The organism is Arthrobacter sp. C152 (assembly GCF_054890965.1).
Genome location: NZ_JBTZSU010000023.1, coordinates 12,998 through 33,829 on the forward strand (window position 1 = coordinate 12,998; position 20,832 = coordinate 33,829).

Below are 20,832 nucleotides of genomic sequence, written 5' to 3' on the forward strand. Positions count from 1 at the left end.
GGCCTTCGCCGGGAAAGTGTGGGGTCAGCGGCTGGCAAAGGCGGCGTCGAAGGCAGCTGCTGGCGGGGCAATCCGGGCCAGTTCCTGCACCATTGCCAGCGCCTGCGGGGCGCCGATAAGCCGGTCCATGCCGGCGTCCTCCCATTCGATGCTGGTGGGTCCTTCGTAGCCGATGGCGTTCAGGGTCCGGAAGATCCGGTTCCACTGCACATCCCCGTGGCCTGCGGTTACGAAGTCCCAGCCGCGCCGGGGGTCCGCCCAGGCAAGGTGCGAGCCGAGGCGGCCGTTGCGGCCATCGAGCTGGCGGACGGATTCCTTGACGTGGACGTGGAAGATTTTGTCCGCGAAGTCCTGCAGGAACATCACGGGGTCCAGGTCCTGCCAGATGAAGTGGGAGGGATCGAAATTCAGGCCGAAGTTCTCGCGGTGCCCGATGGCTTCGAGCGTGCGCTTGGCGGTCCAGTAGTCGTAGGCGATTTCGGACGGGTGGACCTCCAGCGCGAACCGGACCCCTACCTCGTCGAAGACATCGAGGATTGGGTTCCAGCGGTCGGCGAAGTCCCGGTAGCCGGCATCGATCATGGCCTGGGACGCGGGCGGGAACATTGCGACAGCCTTCCAGATGGAGGAGCCGGTGAAACCCGTTACGGTCTTCACACCCAGGCGGGCCGCTGCCCGCGCGGTGTCCTTCATGGCGTCCGCTGCCCTGCGCCGGACGCCTTCCGGCTCGCCGTCGCCCCAGGTCTCCGCTGACAGGATGTCCCGGTGGCGCTCGTCGATGGGGTCGTCGCATACAGCCTGGCCGGTGAGGTGGTTGGCGATGGCAAACACCTTGAGGTTGTTCTTTTCGAGGATGTCCAGCCGGCCCTGGAGGTAGTTGTCGTCCTCCGCTGCCCGGCGGGGGTCCAGGTGGTCGCCCCAGCAGGCGATTTCCAGCCCGTCAAAGCCCCACTCGCCGGCCAGCCGGGCCACTTCCTCGAAGGGCAGGTCGGCCCATTGGCCGGTGAACAGCGTGATTGGTCGTGTCATTGGGTGGTCCTTGGGTTCTTGGAGCTGTGGATCGCTCAGACTTTTTGCCATTGGCTCGAATTCGCGGCGCTGGACTCCACGGCGGCGAGGACCCGCTGTACCTGCAGGGCATCCGCGAAGGACGGTTCAGGCTGCCGCCCTTCGCCGATGGCGGTGACAAGGTCCACCACCTGGTGGGTGAAGCCGTGTTCGTATCCGAGGCCGTGACCGGTGGGCCACCAGTTTCCGACGTACGGGTGCTCGGGCTCGGTGACGAAGATCCGGCGGAATCCTGCATCGGGCGATTCGGCCGCGTCGTAGAAGGAGAGGACGTTCATGTCCTCGAAGTCAAAGGCGAGGGACCCCTTGGTGCCGTTCACCTCCAGCCGCATGGCGTTCTTCCGGCCCAGGGCGTACCGCGTTGCTTCAAAGACGCCGATCGCGCCTCCGGAGGCGCCGCCGTCGAACCTTGCGCTGAAGATGGCCGCATCATCGACGGTGACCCTCCCCCGCGGGGCCTCGCTGCTGACGTCGCCGTGGCCGCCCAGGCCCACCAGGTCCCCGGCGAGCGGGCGTTCGGGGACGAAGGTTTCCAGCAGCGCCGAAACGCCGCCGATGTTTTGTCCCGTGACCCATTGGGCGGCATCGATGCTGTGTGCTCCGATGTCGCCCAGGGACCCGGATCCGGACTTGGCCTTGTCCAGCCGCCAGGTCATGGGGGCGTTGGCGTCGGAAAGCCAGTCCTGCAGGTATTGGGCCCGGACGTGCCGGATGTCGCCGATCCGTCCCTGCTCCACGAACCGCCTGGCCAGTGCCAGGGCCGGGGTGCGGCGGTAGCTGAAGCCGCACATGGAGAAGACGCCGTGGTTCGCCGCTGTCTCCGCGGCGAGCGTCATCCGCTCGGCTTCCTCCACGGAGTTGGCCAGCGGCTTCTCGCACAGCACGTGCTTGCCGGCTTCCAGGGCGGCGATGGCAATTTCTGCGTGGGTGTCGCCGGGGGTGCAGATGTCGATGAGGTCGATGTCGTCGCGCTCGATCAGGCGGCGCCAGTCCGTCTCCACCGAGTCCCAACCGAGCTTGTCTGCCGCCGCGCGGACGCCGTCAGCGTTCCTGCCGGCAACTGCGGTGAGCTGCGGCTGCAGCGGCAGGTCGAAGAAGCGCGGCGCGGTCCGCCAGGCGTGGGAGTGGGCTGCCCCCATGAAGGCGTAGCCCACCATGCCGACCCGCAGGGGTTTGGCCGTGGTCATGTCGAGGTCCTTTCTACTTGCTGAAGCCGGCGGTCAGGCCTGCGAGCAGCTGGCGCCGGCCGATGACGTACAGCACCAGGATGGGCAGGGTGCTGAGCACCACGGAGGCGAGCACCGCAGGAATGTTGACGCTGAACTCACCCTGGAAGGTCCACAGGCCCAGGGGAAGGACCCGCAGGCCGGGGCTCTGGGTGAGGACAAGCGGCAGCAGGAACCCGTTCCACACGTGCAGGCCGTTGTAGATGGCAACGGTGACAATCGCCGGGCGGGTGAGGGGCAGGGCCAGCCGCCACATGGTCTGCCATTCGCTGCACCCGTCCAGGCGCATGGACTCGAACAGTTCGTTAGGGACGTCGCGGATGAAGTTGGACAGGATCAGCACCGTCAGCGGGATGGCAAAGGCGATGGACGGCAGCATGAGCGCCAGCAGGCTGTCGTACAGGTTGAGCCGGATGATCATCAGGTAGATGGGGATGATCGTTGCCTGGAGCGGAATGGCCAGCCCCATGAGGAACATTCCGTTGACCAGCCTGAGGAACCTGCCTCCGCCGCGGACGATGGCGAAGGAGGCCATGAAGGAAATGAGCACGGTGGGGATCACGGAACCGAGCGTGACGATGGCACTGTTCATGAAGTACGTGGCAAAGTCCGCCTCGAGGACCATCTGGTAGTTCTCCAGCGTGGGCTCGGTGGGCAGGGCCAGCGGGTTCTGGCCGAAGTAGCCTGCCTGCGTCTTCAGGCTGGTGATCACCACGTAATAGACCGGCACGATGATGATGGCCAGCCAGAGCCAGCCGCCCAGGCCGCCGGGAATGTTGAGCCGCCGCAACCGCGGGCCGAACCCCCGGCTGGCCGGAGTAGCCCCGCCAAGGGACGCGGCCCGGGCCTGCTGTGTGCTGCTTTTCAGGACGGTGCTCACCTTACAAACCTTCCAGTTGGCTGCCCTGCTTGTCCTTGCCCCCAAGGCGCTGGAGGAACAAGGCGAGTGCGAGGCCGATGATGACGAGAATGACCGCGATGACGCTGGCCGGACCCATGAGGTTGGCCCGGAAGCCCCGCAGGTACATGTCCAGGGCCAGGATCCGGGTGGAGTTTCCCGGTCCGCCGCCGGTGAGGACGAAGATCAGGTCGAAGTAGGTCAGCGAACCCACCACCATGAGCGTGGACGAAGTGATGATGGTGTACTTAAGCTGCGGCAGCGTGATGTGGAAGAACTGCTTGATGGTGCCGGCGCCGTCAATCTGCGCCGCCTCATACAGCGATTTGGGGATCTGCCGCACGCCGCCCTGGTAAATGAGCGTATGGAAGGGCACGAACTGCCAGGCGATGACGAAGATGACCAGGCCCAGCGCCAGGTGCGGCACACCCAGCCAGTCCTGCGCCAGGAACGGCAGTCCCAGGCCGGTGGCCAGGCCGAAATTGGGATCCAGCAAGGCTTTGAAGGCAATGGCGACGGCGGCGGAGGACAGCAGCAGCGGCAGGAAGTACAGCACGGCCAGGGCAGCCCGGTACTTCTGGCTGCCCGCGGTGAAGACGCCCAGCAGGAGGCTGATGGGCGTCTGGACCAGCCACGAGACGATCATGATCAGGAAGGTCAGGCCCAGGGCGTTGTACAGGCCAGGATCGGCCAGCACGGAGAACCAGTTGTCCAGCCCCGCTGCCCCGATGGCCCCAATACCGTCCCAGCTGGTGAAGCTGAGGATGAGCACTCCGGCCAGCGGGATGACGGCGAACACCAGGAAGAAGAACAGCGCAGGGACAGTCAGCCATGCCAGGGCGGCCTTGCGCTGTTCCGTAGGCCTGGAATTGTTGACCCCGACGGCGGCCCTGGGGGCGGTGGAGACGGCGTTGGTCATTTCCCGAGGGTGCCGTTCATGTTCTCGGCGAACTGCTGCGGCGTGATCGACTTCAGGAACAGCTGGTCGATGTTGTTCAGCAGCGCTTCGGCGGCGGTGGGGCTCAGCGCCTGGTCCCAGGACTGCTGGAAGTTCGGCGCGTTCTTGGCCAGGTCATAGACAAAGTTCAGGAACTCCTTATCCGGCGATCCGTTCAGCTTGTCTTCGATGCCGTTGACGATCGGCACGGAGCCGGAGTTGATGTACGCGTCGATGACCGTGTCGGTCATGATGCCGTCCTTGAAGAACTTCTTGGCGGACTCCTTTTCCTTGTCGCTGGCCTTGGACGAGATCGACATGTAGGCGGCAGGGTTTCCGACACCGTTCTTCGGGTCGCCCTTGCCGCCGGCAATGGTGGGGAAGGGGACGAAGCCCAGTTTGCCGTCCTGGACGAAGTTTTGGCCGGCCTTCTTCATGGCGCCGTAGGTCCAGGATCCGTGCAGCATCATGGCTGCCTTGCCGGAGAACAGCAGTGCCTGGTCCGCCTGGGAGTCCGCGGTGATGGAGGAGAAGCCCTTGATGAAGCCGTCGGCGGAGACGAGCTCCTGGATTTTGGTGCCGGTTTCGATCACGGCGGGGTCCATCCAGGCGTTGGGCTTGCCTTCGAAGATGGCCTTGAACACCTCGGAGCCGCCGATGCGGTCCAGCAGGTATTCCAGCCACATCATGGAGGTCCAGCGTGACTGGCCGCCCAGGGAGAAGGGCGCAATCCCCATGCCGTTGAAGGTCTTCACCAGCGACATGATGTCGTCCCAGGTCTTGGGCGGCTGCACACCGGCTTTCTGGAAGAGCTCCTTGTTGTAGAACAGGACAATCGGCGCGACGTACTGGTTGGGCAGGGCGTAGATTTTGCCGTTCACGGTGGCGGCACCAAAAACGGAGGGGAAGAACTTCTTCTTCAGGTCCGGATTCTGGTCGAACCAGCCGGTCAGGTCCTCCACCTGGCTGGCCTCGGCGTAGGTCTTCAGGCCGCCGCCGCCCCACCCGTAGATGATGGTGGGGGCCTGGTTGGCGCCGATGGCGGTCTTGATCTTGGTCTTGTAGGCGTCGTTCTGGAAATAGGTGACGCTGATCTTGTCGGCGGAGTTGGCCGAATTGAAGGCATCGACGGCCTTCTGCATGGTGGTCTGGTTGGGCTCACCGGACAGGTACCACATGCTGGCGCCGCCTCCGCCGCTGGAAGCGCCCGGACCTGACGTGCCGCAGGCGGAGGTGGCTGCGACGGCGAAGGGAGTAAGGGCGGCGAGGGCGAGGAAAGAGCGGCGCGAGGTCTGGGGTTGCTTCATTGCTTCTCCATTGGTTCTGCTGAGGGGATCCGACGGCGGATATCACGCTCGGTGATTCGAAACTTTTCGAAACCGTGATTTAAGTCACGCTCTAAACTAAAGACCTAAAGATTGACTGAGTCAAGGGATCTTAGAGGATTCTTTCGGTCCCGCCGGCGTTCGTGAAGGATGCTTGACGCCATGACGGCGCCCTCTGCACAATGAATGCACGTCACATCTATCGAAAGATTGCGAACCCGATGACAACGAAATCGCCGGCGCGGGCAAAGGCCACGCTCGCCACCGTGGCCAGGCAGGCAGGGGTCTCGGCGCCGACAGTGTCCAAGGTAGTGAACGGCCGCGAGGACGTCGCACCGGAAACCAGGGCCCGCATCCTCGCCGCCCTGGAGCAGGCGGGATACCAGTCACCCGTGCAGCGCCGTGCCGCCGAGGGCGGGACCGTGGTTGAAGTGGTGATCGACGTCCTCGAGTCCGCCTATACCATCGAGGTCCTGAACGGTATCCTCCAGTACGCCGCCGGCGCCGACGTCGAAATCATGGTGAGCGTGACCGGCCAGACCAGCCAGCCCGCCCGCAGTCCCGAGCGCCGGGCCCAGCGGATGCTGGAGGAAGGACGGGCGGGGATGATCGTCATCACCTCTGCCTTCAGCGAAGCGCAACTGCAGGCCTTCCGCCGCCGCAAGATTCCCGTCGTCGTGATTGATCCGCTCAACCCGCCGCCCGCCGACGTTGTCAGCGTCGGCGCCACCAACTGGGCCGGCGGCAAGGCCGCCACGGAGCACCTGCTCGCACTGGGGCATCGCCGGATTGCCTACATCGGCGGGATTGAAGGAGCCGAATGCAACCAGGCGCGGCTGCACGGCTACATGGCGGCCCTGATGGCTGCGGGTGTCCCGGTGGATCCCGACTACATCGTCTCCGGCGGCCGGTTCCGGACCGAGAGCGGAGTGAACGGCCTCAAAGCCCTGCTGAAGCTCAAGCGCCGCCCCACGGCGATCTTCGCCGGAAGCGACACGATTGCGCTCGGCGTCCTGAGCGAAGCACGCCATCACGGGATCCGGGTTCCGGAGGACATCAGCCTCATCGGTTTTGACGGTACTAACCAGGGTGAGCAGTCAGTCCCCTCGCTGAGTTCGGTGGCCCAGCCCCTGGAGGAGATGGGGCGGGCAGCGCTGAGGTCCCTGCTGCGCCAGGCGAACGGGGAAGTCCTGGATTCCCACCGCGTGGAGCTGGCCACCCACGTGATCGTCCGCGAATCCACCGCGCCGCCCGCCGGCTGACCGCCCGGCCGGCCACCAAGGCGGCGACTGGCCCTTAGAGCAAAGGCGGCTGCCGCCCCGCCCGAAGGGACAGGTGCGGCAGCCGCCTTTGCAGGGGATACGCGTTAGCGCTTCACTGCCTCCAGCTTGAGCATCTTGGCGATGACGTTGTCGAGCTCGGAGTCGTCGAAGATCTTCTTCCAATCGTCCTTGATGATGGTGTCCTTGCCGTACTGGATGGCGATTTCGCAGGCCTCCGAGAACGGGTTGGAGCCGCGCAGGGCGTTCGTCAGGGCGATCTGGACGTGGCCGAACAGCATGGCCTTCGCGGCGGCCTCGGGAACGCCCACGGTGTGGACGGTCTCGTGCAGGGCCTCGTTGAGCAGGGTGCCGATCATGCAGGCGACGGTTTCCACGAGGGTGGGTTCGAGTACGGCGAGCTGGTAGACGGTGACCCAGTGGACGTCGATGACGGGCGCGTAAATGGTGCGGATCACGGCTTCGGCGTTGTCGCGGGTGGCGGCCGGGGCGTCGTCGTCGATCGCGGCGACCACGTTCTGGGGTGCGCCTTCGCCGCCGAAGGTGTCGGCCCATTCTTCCTTGGTGGTGCGCTCCAGGAACACCGACGGGTGGCAGGGGTGGGCAACGGCCTGGACGACGTCGTCGCGCTTGGCCAGCAGGCCGGCGTAGGCGGCGGCGGGGTCCAGGGTGAGCAGGATGGATCCCGCCTTCATCTGCGGGACGACGCCCTCGGACACGATGCCCAGGACGGTGTCCGGGACGGCGAGGATGACCACGTCGGCGTCCTTCACGGCGTCGTCCGTGGCGGTGATGCCGCGGCCTTCGGCGTTGACGCGGTCCTGGCCAGCGGGGGAGTTCTCGCTGTAGAAGACGGTGTGGCCGGACTTCTGGAGGTTACGGGAGACCCGCATACCCATCTTGCCCCCGGCTCCGATGACGGCGACGGTCAAAGTTTCTGCTGACATTTCACTTGCTCCTTAGGAATTCGATGCTTTGCCGGGTCCACTGGTTCTCGAGGCGGATCGTTTCCGCTTCGGTGTCCTGCCAGGGCAGCCAGTGTTCGACGATCTGGTTGATGTTTCTTTCGTGCGGCCGGATCTTGTCGGCCATGTACCCGTAGTCGAGCAGGCCTTCGCCGAGCGGGGCGCCGGAGTAGGTGAAGCCCACCCATCCGTCCTTGCGGCTGAAGGCAAAGTCCTTGATGTGCATGTTCAGGACATAGGGCGCGACGGCGTCAATCACCTCGCGCGGCATTTCCAGCGCCGCGACGGTGTTGGCGGGGTCGCTGCAGATCCCCAGGTACGGGCTGTCGACGCCGCGGACCACGTCCAGGACCCGGGAGGTGGGAACCTGCTCGTAGGTTTCCACCGCGATCTTCACCCCTGCGGCCTCGAACTCCGGCAGCATCTCCTTGAAGATGGCCACCGCTTCCTCCGTGCCGGGGGTGTGGCCGGGGGTGTTGAACATGGTGCGCAGCAGCGGCGAGCCCAGGATTCCCGCGATGTGCAGGAACTTGCGCAGGTGTTCCGGGCGGATGCCCTTGGTGCCCAGCTCAAGGCTGATCCCCAGGGAGTCCGCTGTGGCACGTACGGCGGCAAGGTCGGCGTCGTCCATGTCCTCCAGGGGTGCATAGTCGCAGACCTGGAAGAGGTCGACGCCCAGTTCCGCCGTCCGTTCCAGGGCATCGTGGATGCTGAGGGGCCGGGAGACCTTGTCCGAGAGCTGCCAGAAAAACGCGTAGCTGCTGAGCCCAATTCTGCTGGTCATGCCGCCACCCCCACTGCCGCAAGCCGGGCCGCGGTTTCGTCGAGGATGGTCTTCAGCGCTTGCGGGTCGTGGGCGAAGCGTCCCAGGAACAGGCCCGCGACGGCGGGATCGAGCTGGGTGATCAGGCCGGGTCCGGCGCTGCCGCCGTAGATCACCCGGCTGTCCTCCTGGCCGGGCAGGCTGCGCAGGTGTGCGTCCAGGCCGGTGATGACGGCGCTGATGTACTCAGGCGAAGCGGGTTCAGGAGCACCGATGGCCCACTGCGGCTCGTACGCGACGATGGTCCGGCCGGCGGGCGCCAGCGACTGCGCACGGTTGAGGACGCCGTCGATTTCCGCGGTGCACCGCGCGACGGCTTCCTCGACGGACCCCTGCTGGAGTTCGCCGACGCACAGGACGGGCGTGAGCCCGTTCCGGTAGGCGGCGGCGGTCTTCAGCCCGATGACCCGGTCATCCTCGCCGAAGATCCGGCGGCGTTCCGCGTGTCCCACTTCGGCGTAGCGGCCGCCGAGTTCGGCGATGGTTTTGCCGCCGACTTCGCCGGTGAACGCGCCTTCGTCCTCCCAGAAAATGTCCTGGGCCCCACTGGCAGCACCGGCCGGCCCGAGGATCCGAGCGGCCTCGGGCAGGGCCGGCAGGACGGGCAGGACGAACAGTTCGATGTCGCCGTTCTGCACCGCGGGGTGGGCGAATGCGATGGCGGCGACGTCGCGGGCGTAGTCCACCGAGCGGGAGTAGCCGAAGTACATCTTCAGGCTGACGCCGATGACGGCCCTGGGGCGGGCGCTGGCGGCGGGATTAGCAGGAAGTGACACCCTCGTAGTCCTTAATCAGGGAGACTTTCTCTGCCGAGGCGGAGGTTTCGTCGAAGGTGTAGGTGAGCCATTCCCTGGCCAGGCGGCGGGCGAGTTCCAGGCCGACGACGCGTTGGCCGAAGGTGAGGACCTGGGCGTTGTTGGAGAGGATGGCACGCTCCACGGAGAAGGAATCGTGGGCGGTGACGGCGCGCACGCCCGGGACCTTGTTCGCCGCGATCGCAACGCCGAGCCCGGTGCCGCAGACCAGCAGGGCGCGGTCGGCCTTCCCGGCGGCGATGAGTTCCGCGGCGGCGATGGCCACGGACGGGTAGGGGGTGTGGCTGGTCGCGTCAACCCCGACGTCGGTGACGGACTCGACCAGTTCGGAGGCTTCCAGGTCGGCCTTGAGGGCTTCCTTGTAGTCGAAACCGGCGTCGTCGGCTCCAATGACCAGGCGCAGCTTGGTGCTCATGCGTTCTCCTTGATGGGGGTGTTCTGGCTGAGGGTGTTGTGGATGGCCCGGACCACCAGGGCCATGGACACGGCGCCGGCGTCCGGGGTGCCCAGGCTCTTCTCGGCGTGCGGGCGGGCGCGGCCCATGAGGGGCAGCAGGTTGGCGGTCTCTTCAGCGGCCCGTTGGGCTGCGGTGGCGGCGGCGTCCCACGCCGCGGCGAGGGACTTGCCGGCGTCAACGCCGGCGGTGAGGGCGTCGCGGAACGGGACGAGCACGTCCACCAGCGTCTTGTCGCCCACCCTGGCCTTGCCGAAGTCCATGATCTCGGCGGCGGCGCCGGCAACTCCGGTGGCGACAGCACCGGCGTCGGGCGCGTTGCTGTCTCCCACGGCGTCGCCGACGGCGCGCAGGGCCATGCCCCACAGCGCGCCGGACGTGCCGCCTGCCTTGTCAGCCCAGGCGTCGGCGGCGAAATACAAGGTGGTGGCAGCGCCGGCGCCGCGGGCGACGGCGTCTGCCGCGGCTTCCACCGCGGCGCGGACGCCGCGCTCCATGCCGATGCCGTGGTCGCCGTCGCCGGCAATCGCGTCGATCCGGCCCAGTTCGGCGGCGTTGGCGTCCACCACATCCTTGGCCGCACCGAGCGCTGCGAGGACACGGACGGCGCCGGCACGTGACGCGGGAGTCGCGTCGGGAATGGAAAGTTCGACGTCGGCCGCCTCGCCTGCCGTCTCCTCCAGGGGCTCGGCGGTGACGGCGCCGCGGCGGAAAGCCGGGGCATCGGCGGGTGCGTTCCAGAGGGTTTCGAGTTCGTCGTCGAGCCAGAACAGGGTCAGTGAGGTGCCGGCCATGTCGAAGCTGGTGACCAGCTCGCCCACCTGCGGGTCCACCGCCTGCAGGCCGGCCTCGGCGAGCAGCTGCGCCACGCGTCGGTAGACCACGAACAGCTCCTCGTACTTGACGCTGCCCAGGCCGTTGAGGATGGGGACCACGCGGGCGCCGTTTGCGTCGGTGCCCTCGGGCACCTCGGTGAGGAGCTTGCCCACGAGCAGCTCGGCGAGCCCGTCCGCCGTCGGAATGTCGGTCTCGTCGATGCCGGGCTCGCCGTGGATGCCCATGCCCACGGCCATGCGGCCCTGCGGGACGGAGAACAACGGGGTCTCTGCGCCGGGGAGGGTGCAGCCGCTGAAGGCGACGCCGAAGGAGCGGGTGCGGTGGTTGGCGCGTTTGGCAATCTCCACCACCTGGTCCATGGAATAGCCGGCCTCGGCAGCCGCCGCGGCGACCTTGAAAACGGTGAGGTCCCCGGCGATGCCGCGGCGCTTGGTGTGTTCCTCGATCGGCGCGGAGGAGACGTCGTCGGTGACGGCGATGCTGCGGCAGTCGATGCCTTCGCGGCGGAGCTTTTCCTGGGCCTGGGTGAAGTGCAGGACGTCGCCGGCGTAGTTGCCGTAGCCCAGGAGCACGCCGGCGCTGTTGTTGGCGGCCTTGGCCACGTTGTAGACCTGCTGGGCCGACGGCGACGCGAAGAGGTTGCCCATGGCAGCACCGTGCGCCAGGCCCTGGCCCACCAGACCGGCGAAGGCCGGGTAGTGGCCGGAGCCGCCGCCGATCACCAGCGCCACCGTATCCGGGGTGCTCCTGGTGCTGCGGACAACGCCGCCGGACACGCGCTTCACCCAGCGTCCGTGGGAGGCGGCGAAGCCTTCGATCATCTCGTCAGCAAAGGCTGCGGGCTCATTGAACAGGCGGGTCATGGGAAAAGCTCCTGGGCCTAACGGGGGATGTATGTGCGGTCTTTTGGGGCGTGGGGTGGTGCTTACCCAACTGACTGGCAGTTGTTGTCGTTGTGGCCGTCCAAAACGACAACAACTGCGAGTCAGTTCGGCGTGCTTGCGGTCCTACGGCTCGGCGTGCTGTCCGGCGCCCGCGGGGTCCAGGGCCTCGGCGCGGACGCCGGCGGTGACGCGGCCGGAGCGGCTCAGGGTAACCATCAGGACGGCGGACAGGAGCATGAAGCCACCCACCACGAACATCGGCACTGTGTAGTCGCCGGTCCAGTCCTTGAGCCAGCCGGTGATGTAGCCGGCGCTGAAGCCTGCCAGGTTGCCCACCGTGTTGATCAGGGCGATGCCGGCTGCGGCGGCCGCGCCGGTCAGGAACTGGGTGGGGACGGTCCAGAAGTTGGGCAGGGCCGCGAATATGGCCATGGCCGTGATGGTGATGACGGCGATGGTGGCTGCGGGGGAGCCGGCGAACAGGGCGAGCGGGATGCTCAGGCCGCCCACGAGGGCGGGGACGGCGATGTGCCAGGTTCTCACGCCGCGCTTGGTGGCGTCCTTGGACCAGAAGTACAGGGCGACGGCGGCCGGCAGGTACGGGATGGCGGTGATCAGGCCCTTCTGGAAGACGTCGAACTTGGTGCCGTAGATGCCTTCGAAGCCGGAGATGATGGTCGGCAGGAAGAAGCCGAGTGCGTACAGGCCGTAGATGAAGCCGAAGTAGATGAGGGAGAGCATCCAGACGCGGCCGTTGCCGAAGACGGTGCGGACGCTGACGTGCTTGTTGCCCGCGGTGGTTTCGTTCTTTTCCTTCTCCAGGGCGCCGGTCAGCCAGGTCTTTTCCTCGGCGGTGAGCCACTTGGCCTTCGCAGGGTTGTCGGCGAGGTAGAACCACGAGATGACGCCAATGACGATGGCGGGAATGGCAACGCCGAGGAACATGACGCGCCAGCCTTCGAGCCCGAAGAGGCCGTGCTGCTGGATCAGGATGCCCGCCAGCGGGGCGCCGATCACGGTGGTCAGCGGCTGGGCCAGGTAGAACAGGGCCAGGATCTTGCTGCGGTGGCGCGCAGGGACCCAGAGGCTCAGGAAGAGGATGGCGCCGGGGAAGAAGCCGGCTTCGGCCACGCCCAGGATGAAGCGCAGGATGTACAGCTGCTCAACGTTGGCCACCCACGTGAACAGCAGGGAGACGATGCCCCAGCTGACCATGATGCGGGCCAGCCAGCGGCGGGCGCCGAACTTGTGCAGGGCCAGGTTGGAGGGGACCTCGAGCAGGATGTAGCCGATGAAGAAGACGCCGGACGCGAAGCCGAACTGGGCGGCGTTCAGTGCCAGGTCCTTGTTCATGCCGTTGGGGCCGGCAAAGGAGATGGCGGTGCGGTCGAGGTAGTTGATGAAGAACATCAGGGCAACGAACGGAACGAGCCGGATCGCCACCTTCCTGATTGCGGATTTTTCGACCACCGATTGTGTGGTGTCCACATTGACTCCTAGATGTTGGTGTCCCGGCCGCATCCGTCACTGGAGGCGCTGGGCTGTCTCATAGGCGCGCGGCTTTGGGGTCCTGCGCACGGTGAAGCTGTGAGTTCCACCATAGGACCGAAATCGGAATTGGTCAACCGGTTGACTTCTTACTGACGCTGGCTGGCGATGCCGCGATGGGCGCGGGACGTGGTCAACCAGTTGTTACGCTTGTGGGATGTCCGTAGATTCCGCCGCCTCGACCGCCAAGATCAGCGCTGCGCTCGGTTCCGTGGGGCAGGGTTCCGTGGTGTCGGAAGTGGCGGAGCGGCTGCTTGCCTTCTTCACCAGCGGTGACATCGCCCCCGGAACCAGGCTTCCGGCGGAACGCCAGCTTGCCGCTTCGCTGGGTGTCGGCCGGTCTGCCGTGCGCGAGGCGCTCGCCGCCCTGGAGATTCTTGGCGTTGTGGTTGTCCGGCCCGGGTCCGGCACATACCTTCGCGACGGCGTCTCCGAACTGCTGCCCCGGACCCTCAGTTGGGGCATGATGCTGGGGGCACCCCGGACGCGTGAACTGGTCGAACTGCGCAGCGGGCTGGAGGTGCAGGCCGCGCAACTTGCCGCCGGGCGCATCACCGATGAGGCGCTGGCGCGGATGCGGGCCAACCTGGACACCATGGAGCGCAGCCTGGATGACCTCGCGGCCTTCGTGGAGGCCGACGCGTCTTTCCACCGCGAGATTGCCGCGGCGTCGGGGAACCAGGTCCTCCAGGAACTCCTGCAGAGCATCCGGTCGCTCCTGCGGATCTGGGTGGACCGCGCGCTCACGGACGAAGGGCACGCGGCTGCTGCCCTGAAGGAGCACACGAAAATTTATGAGGCCCTGGCCGCCCGGGACGCTGCCGCCGTCACCGGCACGATGCACTCGCACATGCAAACGGCGTCCCGGCGCCTGCTGGCCGGGTTCGACGCAGCCCAGTAGTCCTTGCCGGCGCCTTGGTGAACCGGGCCTGACCCGTGCGGGCGCAGGCAGGGATTCGCCTCCCTCAAGCCCCCAAATGCCCGCTCAGCCGGCGGTGGAACCCGGCACTGCGTTCGTCGAGGCCAACGATGACCACCGTCACTCCGTGCTGCCCGTATTTCGTTTCGATGGAATCGAGGGCGGCAACGGTGGATGCGTCCCAGATCTGGGCGCGGGTGAGGTCGATGGTCACGGATGCCGGATCGTCGGCGTACGCGAAGTGCTCTACGAGGTCGTTGCTGCTCCCGAAGAACAGCGGCCCCACCACTTGGTAGCGGACGCTGCCGCCATCGCCTGACAGGGTGCGCTCGACGCTGATGACGTGGGCCACCCGCCGGGCGAACAGCACCATGGCCAGGACCACGCCCACCAGCACGCCGTACGCCAGGTTCCCGGTCAGGACCACGACGGCGACCGTGACAACCATGACCAGCGTCTCCGGAACGGGCATCCGCTTCAGGGTGGACGGCTTCACGCTGTGCCAGTCGACGGTGGTGACGGCGACCACCATCATCACCGCTGCCAGGGCAACCATGGGGATCTGGCCCATGATCGAACTGAGCCCCGTCACCAGGGCCAGCAGGAACACCCCGGCCACGAACGTCGAAATGCGCGTGCGGGCCTGGCCGGTCTTCACGTTCAGGACGGTCTGGCCGATCATGGCACATCCCGCGATGCCGCCGTAGAACCCGGCGAGGATGTTCGAAACGCCCAGGGCCCAGGACTCGCGCCCCTTGTGCGAAGGCGTCCCGGTGATGTCATCGACGAGTTTCGCCGTGAGCAGGGTTTCCATGAGGCCGACAAACGCCACGCTCAAGGCAGTCGGCAGGACCAGCTGGAAGGTCTCCAGGGTGGCCGGGAAAAGGAACGGGGTGATCCCGGGCATCGTACCGGTGAGTGGTCCTTCGTCCAGCACGTCCGGGACGTTGAGGCCCGCGATGATCACTATGGCCGTGACGGCGACGATGGCCACCAGGGGCGACGGCACTGCCTTGGTGAAGCGCGGCAGGATGAAGATGATGGCGAAGGTCAGGGCGAACAGGGCGTAGGCGAGCCAGGGGACATTGAGGACATGGGGAACCTGGGCCATGAAGATCAGCACGCCGAGGGCGTTGACGAACCCGATCATCACCGACCGGGGGATGAAGCGCATCAGGCGGGCCAGGCCGGCCAGTCCGAAGACCACCTGGATGACGCCGGCCAGGAGCACCGCCGGAAGGACGTACTGCACACCGTGGGCATGAACCAGCGGGGCGATGACCAGGGCCACGGAGCCGGCCGCCGCAGTCACCACACCCGGCCGTCCGCCCAGGAACGACATTGCCAGCGTCAGCACGATGGAGGATACAAGGCTCACCATCGGATCGACGCCGGCGACGATGGAGAACGAAATCACTTCCGGCACCAGGGCCAGGGTGGTGACCATGCCCGCAAGGACCTCCCGGGACAGCTGCCGGGGAGAGCGCAGCGCCGTGCGGACGGTGATCGGTTGCCGGGTCAGGCGGGGGTCGGCGACGGCCATGGAGCGGCTCCGGTGACTGGGCTCTCCTGGAGAGCGGGTGGGCAAGGTTACGCGCGCCACGGTGCGCACGGGTCCAGCCCCGTCACGAAAAAGGGGGGGGCGGAAGAGAGGGTGCCGGTAACACCCGGCTGCGTATGCAAGACTACCTTGACGTGACGTCCGGTGCGGCTGGGGCCCCGGGCGGCGGTAAAGCCGGCTGATAAAATGGCCGGGTTGCGCAGGGCGGCCGGTTGCTGGCCTGGCCAGCGCCGTATCAAGGCAGGGGACCAGACAAATCATGACGGCAGGCGGGTCACACCTCGGGACTTCGGAGAGCCAGGCCGGCACGCCGGCTGCAGGCTCCGCGAGCCCGAAACGCCGCGCCTACGTGGCCGTCATCGAAGGCTTCATCGGTTCCCTCATGATATTCGTCGGCTCCATCGGGACCGGCTGGATCGCCAACGGCTCGCCCATGATCCGCCAGCCCGTGGTGATCGCGCTCCGCACCGAGGGGTGGGGCGTGGCCGTCTCCACGGTCCTCCTCACCGCAGGTGCCATGCTCCTGATCCGTTCCTGGCTGCGGCTGGGGCAGCGCCTGGCCGATTGGGGGGCGTCCGCGCTGCGCGCCGTGGTGATTGCCGTGTCCGCATGGTCGCTGCCGCTGATGTTCTGCGTCCCGGTCTTCTCCCGCGACGTCTATGCCTACACGGGCCAGGGCCGGCTGGTGATGGAAGGCCAGAACCCCTACCAGGCGGGCATCTCCACCCTCAGCAACTGGTTCTCGCTGGGCGCCGACCCGGCGTGGGCCGAGGCCAGGACCCCCTACGGACCCTACTTCCTCTGGCTGGCGCGCGCCGTCGTCGGCATCACCGGCGCCCAGCCCGACGCCTCCGTCCTGCTGTTCCGCCTGCTGGCCGGCATCGGCGTCCTGCTGTGCGTCATTTTCATCCCCAGGCTCGCCGAACTCCACGGCATCAACGGCGCGCGGGCACTCTGGGTCTCCGTGGCCAACCCGCTGTTCCTGATCAGCTTCATCGCCAGCGCGCACAACGACGCCCTCATGGTCGGGCTCGCCGTCGCCGGCGTCTACGCGGCAGCCACCCGCCGCCACCTGCTGGGCATCCTCCTGGTAACGGCGTCCATCGGCATCAAGCCCATCACCGTGCTCCTGCTGCCGTTCATCGGCCTCATGTGGGCAGGACCGTCCGCCTCGTGGCTGCGCCGCTTCCTGACGTGGGGGGCGACGGCGGGCATCAGCCTGGGCGTGCTGGCGCTCAGCGGCGTGCCGTACAACCTGGGCATGGGCTGGACCTGGGCGATCATGGACCCCACCCCCGGCTACACGGGCTACTCGCCGTCCGGTTTCCTGGGCCAGCAGGTGGAGGTCCTGGCCAATGCGCTGGGGCTGCCCGGCGGGACGCTTGCCACGTGGCTGCGGACCGGCATGAAGTGGACGGCCATCGGGCTGGTGCTGCTGCTGATGTTCCGCGGCGACTACCCCCGGGTGGTGCGCCGGATGGCCCTGGCGTTCACCGCCGTCGTGATGCTGTCGCCCATCATCCAGCCCTGGTACATCCTGTGGTTCCTGCCGTTCCTGGCCGTGACGGGTATCCGGGACGACTGGCAGATCCGGTCGCTGTACGTGGGCGTGACGTTCTTCGTGGTGTTCGGCGCCCAGGACCAGCTCTCGGTCTGGTCTTTCGTGGAGCTGCCGGTGGACGCCTCGTCGCTGGCGTTCTTCACCGCGCTGGCCTTCACGTTCTACCTGCTGGTCCTGGACGTGCACACCCGCAAGCTGCTCATGGAAGGCAAGCCGCTGGACTTGGCCCGCCGGGGCTGGCGTTGGGCGGTGGACTACGCCGCGGCGCGCCGCGCTGAGTCGGCGCGGGCCGCCGTCGACCGTTCCGAAAGCCGCTAGGCTCCCGCTGCCACCCGCGCCGGAGACTTCCGGCCGAGTTCCGCCGTCCGCTTCACCGACCACCACAGCAGCACCACCAGCAGGACGTTGCGGGTGGTGAGGATGGCGGCCATGACCGGGTGGGCGTGGATGAGCGGGGTGTAGAACAGCGGGTAGATCACGAAGGTGGTCATTGCGATGCCCATCAGCAGGGCCGCGGGGACCTTCCAGCGCTCCCAGTCGTGCGTCAGGCCGGCGATGATCACCGGCGCCAGCCAGATGATGAACTGCGGCGAGCCCACCTTGTTGAACACGATGAACGCGGTGACCATCATAAGCGAGCCCTCGAGGAACAGTTCCTCCCGCTCGGCGCCGCGGCGCATGGCGCGCACCAGCAGGATGGCGGCGGTGATGGCGGCGAGGACCAGCAGCGGCTGCATCAGGAACGCTGCAGTACTGGCTCCGGGACCGTACACCTCGGTGGAGTTGATGGCCGTGTTGTCCGCCATCTTCGAGCCGGCGATGTGGAACACGCTCAGCCACACCCAGGGCGTGGAGAAGGTGGCCTCGAGCTGCATGCCGCGCTCGCCCTGGTTCAGCAGGAAGTCCATGATGTGCGGCAGGCCGCCGGTCAGCCAGGTCCCCAGGACCACGACGGCGGTGACGGCGGCACCGGCGAGCAGCACCTGGACCCGCTTGTGGCTGGCGATGACGATGGGTACCAGGACGGCGGCGGGCCAGACCTTGATCCAGGTGGCGATGCTGAGCAGGGTTCCGGCCACGACGGGCCGCTCGGCGGCGTACAGCAGGGCGATCAGCACGATGGGTGCGGTGATGCCCTCCACGCGGGCGAAGCTGAGGTAGCCCATGAAGACGGTGAAGAACAGCCACCACCAGGCCGGGGCGATACCGGTCACTTTCCGCGGGCCGCGCGTCAGGTAGAGCAGGCCGACGGCGTTGAGCGCCGTAATGATCAGGAACCACACCAGCAGGTAGGGGCCGGGCCCGGCGATGTTCGCGAGGAAGATGGGGATCTGCGCCAGGACCGGGTAGACCCAGGGGCTGATCTTGCCGGTCAGGTCCGCCGGGTTGTAGCCGGCCATGGCCCACTGCCGGTACTGCTCGGTGTCGCTGAAGGTGTCACCGTTCAGGAAGAAGGACGCCATCCAGCCCAGGAAGTACAGATGGACGACGGCGAAGCCCCACCACACGCTGGAGGGGCGGGCGAACCAGTCCACCGCTTTTGCCGGGAGCAGTTTGGTGCGGACCGTCACCAGGCGGTCAAAGAACCTCGTGGAAATCTCAGGACTCCTTGAGCGCGGGGGCGGGTGCGGCGGTCTTCTTGCCGAGGGAGTACAGCCGCCGGACGCTCCACAGGAACAGCACCACCAGCAGGACGTTGCGGATGGTCAGCACCAGCGCCATCCACGGGTTGTTGTGGCTGAGGGCGTCGTAGAAGAGCGGGTAGATGAAGTATGTGGCCACTGCGATGGCGATCAGCATCGCGGCCGGAACCCGCCATTCACGCCAGCTGTGTGCCAGGCCCACGGCGACTGCCGGGCCCAGCCACACCATGAACTGCGGCGAGCCCACCTTGTTGAACACCACGAATGCGGTGGCCAGGGTCAGGGCGCCGGCCAGGAGCAGTTCCGCGCGGTCCACGCCGCCGGCCACTTTGTGCTGCTTGCCGTTGTGCAGCGCCCAGAAGGTCAATCCGGCCACCAACACGGCGGCCAGGACCAGCAGCGGCTGCATCAGCACGGACATGGTGGCGGTGCCGGGCCCGTCCACCTGCATGGAGTTGATGTCCGTGTTCATGTACATGCGGGAGCCGCCCACGTTCAGGACAGAGAGCCAGAGCCAGGGGGTAGTGAAGGTGGCCTCGAGCTGCATGCCGCGGCCGCCCTGCTGGGTGAGGAAGTCCAGCAGCCTGGGAACGCTGCCCACCGCGGCTGCCAGCGCAACGACGACGGCCGTCGTCGCAATGCCTGCCAGCACCACCTGCAGGCGGTTCTTCACGACGGCGAAGAGGGCCAGCATGATGGCCGCCGGCCAGACCTTCACCCAGGTGCCGATGGCCAGCAGGACCGAGGCGATGAAAGGGCGTCCCACACCGTAGGCCAGGGCCACCAGGACCAGCGGGGCGGTCAGGCCGTCAACGCGGGCGAATCCCAGCCAGCCCATGAGGAAGGTGAAGGCCAGCCACCACCAGCCGGCGGGGATGGCGTTGGCGTTCCGGCCGCGTTCCGTGAGCTTCAGGAGCGCCCAGCCGTTGAGCAGGGTGGTCATGAGGACCCAGAGGAAGAAGAACGGTCCCGGTCCGGCCATGCCGGCGATGGCCATGGGGATGAGTGCCAGGATGGGGTAGACCCAGGGGCTGGGGCCGCCGGTCAGGTTCGCGTCGTTGAAGCCGGCCACCGCCCACTCGCGGTAGATGAAGGTGTCGCTGAACGCTTCGCCGCGCAGCGAGAGCGAGGCTGCGAAGACCAGGAAAACCAGGTGCACCACGATGAAGCCGGCCAGCAGGCCGCGGCCGGTATTCATGCCGGCGCGGAGTTTCGCGGGGATGATGACGTTGCGGATCCGGGTCAGATTGCCGAAGAAAGCGTCGGTGGAAATGGCGGAATCCTTGTCAGGTCGTTGCACAGTCAGCGGTCGCGCAATAGTGGCTCGGGTCATGCCGCGAAGCGGGTTTTGGGGTCATGGGAAGCCTAAAATATTGGCTTCCACTCCACTTCAACTCTAATTGACGGCGCCTTCCCGCAAGTAATTGTCAGGACAAAGTGCCACCGCAGGCCGCTGACCTGCGCGTTTTATCTAAAGTTGCTGGCAGTTAATTGTTCAGGCACCATGATCCGAGGCACTAAGATGCCTCACCGCCTAAGCAGCCAGGGGGAGCGCGTGGCGGCGACCTGCCCACATATCCCCTGACAGAAACAAGGCAAGACCCATGAACTTCCCCCTCAGCCTGACCGTGTCCGACCGCCAGAGCATGGACAGCGAGCTCGACGCCGCCGTCTCCGCCGCAAAGGCCCATGCCCTGACCGGCAAGCGCCACGGAATCCTGGTGACCCGCCATGGCGCCAACCACTTCACAGTGGACCTCAGCGACGCCGTGCCCTTCGGCCTCACCCGCGAACACCAGGCCTGGTAGGGCGTTCTCCTCCGGCACTGCCGCCGGAGGAGTTTCCTTTCCCGTCCGCATCGAACCCCAGCGCCTGCCGCCCTTGATCTGAGAGGGTGGCAGGCGCTTTTTCGTATTGCCGCGGAGGGTTCGCGGGCGGTTGGGATAGCGCTTGCCATTGACGTAATGCACATCACCTTCTATATTTAGTGAATCGATTCAAGATCTGTTGCTCCGGTCCTTCGGGAACCTCGTCCTCCGGGCATCCGGGCGCAGACACCGCCACGAACGTCTGCTGGCTCCAGCGGTT

The 20,832-nt window shown here is 66.7% G+C and carries 18 protein-coding genes; 4 read left to right on the forward strand and 14 right to left on the reverse strand.

The window, feature by feature from the left end; all coding sequences use genetic code 11:
• Positions 1–24: 24 nt before the first annotated feature.
• From ACYSM9_RS15000 to ACYSM9_RS15020, 5 genes are read right to left on the reverse strand one after another with little or no spacing between them, the layout of a single operon-like run.
• Complete coding sequence (locus ACYSM9_RS15000; RefSeq protein WP_461857747.1) at positions 25–1,029, reverse strand: sugar phosphate isomerase/epimerase family protein; 1,005 nt, start codon at positions 1,027–1,029, stop codon at positions 25–27.
• Between the two features lie 35 nt (positions 1,030–1,064).
• Complete coding sequence (locus ACYSM9_RS15005; protein ID WP_461857748.1) at positions 1,065–2,255, reverse strand: Gfo/Idh/MocA family protein; 1,191 nt, start codon at positions 2,253–2,255, stop codon at positions 1,065–1,067.
• 13 nt (positions 2,256–2,268) lie between these two features.
• Positions 2,269–3,174, reverse strand: coding sequence for a carbohydrate ABC transporter permease (locus ACYSM9_RS15010; RefSeq protein ID WP_461857749.1), 906 nt, complete (start codon positions 3,172–3,174; stop codon positions 2,269–2,271).
• Position 3,175: 1 nt separating this feature from the next.
• Positions 3,176–4,111, reverse strand: a complete 936-nt coding sequence (locus ACYSM9_RS15015) for a carbohydrate ABC transporter permease (RefSeq protein ID WP_461857750.1) — start codon at positions 4,109–4,111, stop codon at positions 3,176–3,178.
• Positions 4,108–5,436 carry an extracellular solute-binding protein gene (locus ACYSM9_RS15020; protein ID WP_461857751.1) on the reverse strand — a complete coding sequence of 443 codons (1,329 nt, stop codon included), beginning with the start codon at positions 5,434–5,436 and terminating at the stop codon, positions 4,108–4,110. The genes ACYSM9_RS15015 and ACYSM9_RS15020 overlap by 4 nt, the downstream gene beginning before the upstream one ends.
• A 239-nt stretch (positions 5,437–5,675) precedes the next feature.
• Here ACYSM9_RS15020 and ACYSM9_RS15025 point away from each other — a divergent pair, with 239 nt between their 5' ends.
• Entirely contained in the window at positions 5,676–6,716 is a 1,041-nt protein-coding gene (locus ACYSM9_RS15025; RefSeq protein WP_461857752.1) for a LacI family DNA-binding transcriptional regulator, read from the forward strand.
• Between the two features lie 104 nt (positions 6,717–6,820).
• Here ACYSM9_RS15025 and ACYSM9_RS15030 read toward each other — a convergent pair whose 3' ends face one another.
• The 6 genes from ACYSM9_RS15030 to ACYSM9_RS15055 all read right to left on the reverse strand — a co-directional run bounded on the left by ACYSM9_RS15030 (position 6,821) and on the right by ACYSM9_RS15055 (position 13,000).
• Positions 6,821–7,681 (reverse strand): phosphogluconate dehydrogenase C-terminal domain-containing protein, encoded by an 861-nt coding sequence (locus tag ACYSM9_RS15030; protein WP_461857753.1) that lies wholly within the window; start codon positions 7,679–7,681, stop codon positions 6,821–6,823.
• Position 7,682: 1 nt separating this feature from the next.
• Complete coding sequence (locus ACYSM9_RS15035) at positions 7,683–8,483, reverse strand: sugar phosphate isomerase/epimerase family protein (RefSeq protein WP_461857754.1); 801 nt, start codon at positions 8,481–8,483, stop codon at positions 7,683–7,685.
• Positions 8,480–9,298 (reverse strand): triose-phosphate isomerase family protein, encoded by an 819-nt coding sequence (locus ACYSM9_RS15040; RefSeq protein ID WP_461857755.1) that lies wholly within the window; start codon positions 9,296–9,298, stop codon positions 8,480–8,482. Before ACYSM9_RS15040 ends, ACYSM9_RS15035 begins: the two co-directional genes overlap by 4 nt.
• Positions 9,282–9,752, reverse strand: a complete 471-nt coding sequence (locus ACYSM9_RS15045) for a ribose-5-phosphate isomerase (RefSeq protein WP_142029632.1) — start codon at positions 9,750–9,752, stop codon at positions 9,282–9,284. The genes ACYSM9_RS15040 and ACYSM9_RS15045 overlap by 17 nt, the downstream gene beginning before the upstream one ends.
• Positions 9,749–11,491 carry a dihydroxyacetone kinase family protein gene (locus ACYSM9_RS15050; protein ID WP_461857756.1) on the reverse strand — a complete coding sequence of 581 codons (1,743 nt, stop codon included), beginning with the start codon at positions 11,489–11,491 and terminating at the stop codon, positions 9,749–9,751. The genes ACYSM9_RS15045 and ACYSM9_RS15050 overlap by 4 nt, the downstream gene beginning before the upstream one ends.
• A gap of 144 nt (positions 11,492–11,635) precedes the next feature.
• Positions 11,636–13,000, reverse strand: coding sequence for an MFS transporter (locus tag ACYSM9_RS15055; protein WP_461857757.1), 1,365 nt, complete (start codon positions 12,998–13,000; stop codon positions 11,636–11,638).
• 217 nt (positions 13,001–13,217) lie between these two features.
• Here ACYSM9_RS15055 and ACYSM9_RS15060 point away from each other — a divergent pair, with 217 nt between their 5' ends.
• The gene (locus ACYSM9_RS15060) at positions 13,218–13,961 is read left to right on the forward strand and encodes a FadR/GntR family transcriptional regulator (RefSeq protein WP_461857758.1); all 744 of its coding nucleotides are present in this window, start codon (positions 13,218–13,220) and stop codon (positions 13,959–13,961) included.
• A 64-nt stretch (positions 13,962–14,025) separates the two neighbouring features.
• Here the strand turns inward: ACYSM9_RS15060 and ACYSM9_RS15065 are convergent, their stop codons facing one another.
• Entirely contained in the window at positions 14,026–15,522 is a 1,497-nt protein-coding gene (locus ACYSM9_RS15065; RefSeq protein WP_461857759.1) for a SulP family inorganic anion transporter, read from the reverse strand.
• Between the two features lie 277 nt (positions 15,523–15,799).
• On the opposite strand from ACYSM9_RS15065, the gene mptB reads away from it, so the two are divergent.
• Positions 15,800–17,419, forward strand: coding sequence for a polyprenol phosphomannose-dependent alpha 1,6 mannosyltransferase MptB (gene mptB, locus ACYSM9_RS15070; RefSeq protein WP_461857760.1), 1,620 nt, complete (start codon positions 15,800–15,802; stop codon positions 17,417–17,419).
• Here mptB and ACYSM9_RS15075 read toward each other — a convergent pair.
• A complete protein-coding gene (locus ACYSM9_RS15075) occupies positions 17,416–18,672 on the reverse strand; it encodes a glycosyltransferase 87 family protein (RefSeq protein ID WP_461857761.1) in 1,257 nt (418 codons plus the stop codon). The two genes, mptB and ACYSM9_RS15075, sit on opposite strands and share 4 nt — an antisense overlap.
• Positions 18,673–18,700: 28 nt before the next feature.
• Entirely contained in the window at positions 18,701–20,044 is a 1,344-nt protein-coding gene (locus ACYSM9_RS15080; RefSeq protein ID WP_461857762.1) for a glycosyltransferase family 87 protein, read from the reverse strand.
• Between the two features lie 304 nt (positions 20,045–20,348).
• On the opposite strand from ACYSM9_RS15080, the gene ACYSM9_RS15085 reads away from it, so the two are divergent.
• Positions 20,349–20,552, forward strand: a complete 204-nt coding sequence (locus ACYSM9_RS15085; RefSeq protein ID WP_461857763.1) for a hypothetical protein — start codon at positions 20,349–20,351, stop codon at positions 20,550–20,552.
• Positions 20,553–20,832: the final 280 nt, after the last annotated feature.

What these genes read in the sequence shown, in the direction of transcription:
- ACYSM9_RS15030 (WP_461857753.1), bottom strand. Translation starts at nt 7,681, where the DNA reads ATGTCAGCAGAAACTTTGACCGTCGCCGTCATCGGAGCCGGGGGCAAG.
- ACYSM9_RS15085 (WP_461857763.1), top strand. Translation starts at nt 20,349, where the DNA reads ATGAACTTCCCCCTCAGCCTGACCGTGTCCGACCGCCAGAGCATGGAC.
- ACYSM9_RS15000 (WP_461857747.1), bottom strand. Translation starts at nt 1,029, where the DNA reads ATGACACGACCAATCACGCTGTTCACCGGCCAATGGGCCGACCTGCCC.
- ACYSM9_RS15035 (WP_461857754.1), bottom strand. Translation starts at nt 8,483, where the DNA reads ATGACCAGCAGAATTGGGCTCAGCAGCTACGCGTTTTTCTGGCAGCTC.
- mptB (WP_461857760.1), top strand. Translation starts at nt 15,800, where the DNA reads ATGACGGCAGGCGGGTCACACCTCGGGACTTCGGAGAGCCAGGCCGGC.
- ACYSM9_RS15045 (WP_142029632.1), bottom strand. Translation starts at nt 9,752, where the DNA reads ATGAGCACCAAGCTGCGCCTGGTCATTGGAGCCGACGACGCCGGTTTC.
- ACYSM9_RS15065 (WP_461857759.1), bottom strand. Translation starts at nt 15,522, where the DNA reads ATGGCCGTCGCCGACCCCCGCCTGACCCGGCAACCGATCACCGTCCGC.
- ACYSM9_RS15050 (WP_461857756.1), bottom strand. Translation starts at nt 11,491, where the DNA reads ATGACCCGCCTGTTCAATGAGCCCGCAGCCTTTGCTGACGAGATGATC.
- ACYSM9_RS15015 (WP_461857750.1), bottom strand. Translation starts at nt 4,111, where the DNA reads ATGACCAACGCCGTCTCCACCGCCCCCAGGGCCGCCGTCGGGGTCAAC.
- ACYSM9_RS15020 (WP_461857751.1), bottom strand. Translation starts at nt 5,436, where the DNA reads ATGAAGCAACCCCAGACCTCGCGCCGCTCTTTCCTCGCCCTCGCCGCC.
- ACYSM9_RS15005 (WP_461857748.1), bottom strand. Translation starts at nt 2,255, where the DNA reads ATGACCACGGCCAAACCCCTGCGGGTCGGCATGGTGGGCTACGCCTTC.
- ACYSM9_RS15060 (WP_461857758.1), top strand. Translation starts at nt 13,218, where the DNA reads ATGTCCGTAGATTCCGCCGCCTCGACCGCCAAGATCAGCGCTGCGCTC.
- ACYSM9_RS15025 (WP_461857752.1), top strand. Translation starts at nt 5,676, where the DNA reads ATGACAACGAAATCGCCGGCGCGGGCAAAGGCCACGCTCGCCACCGTG.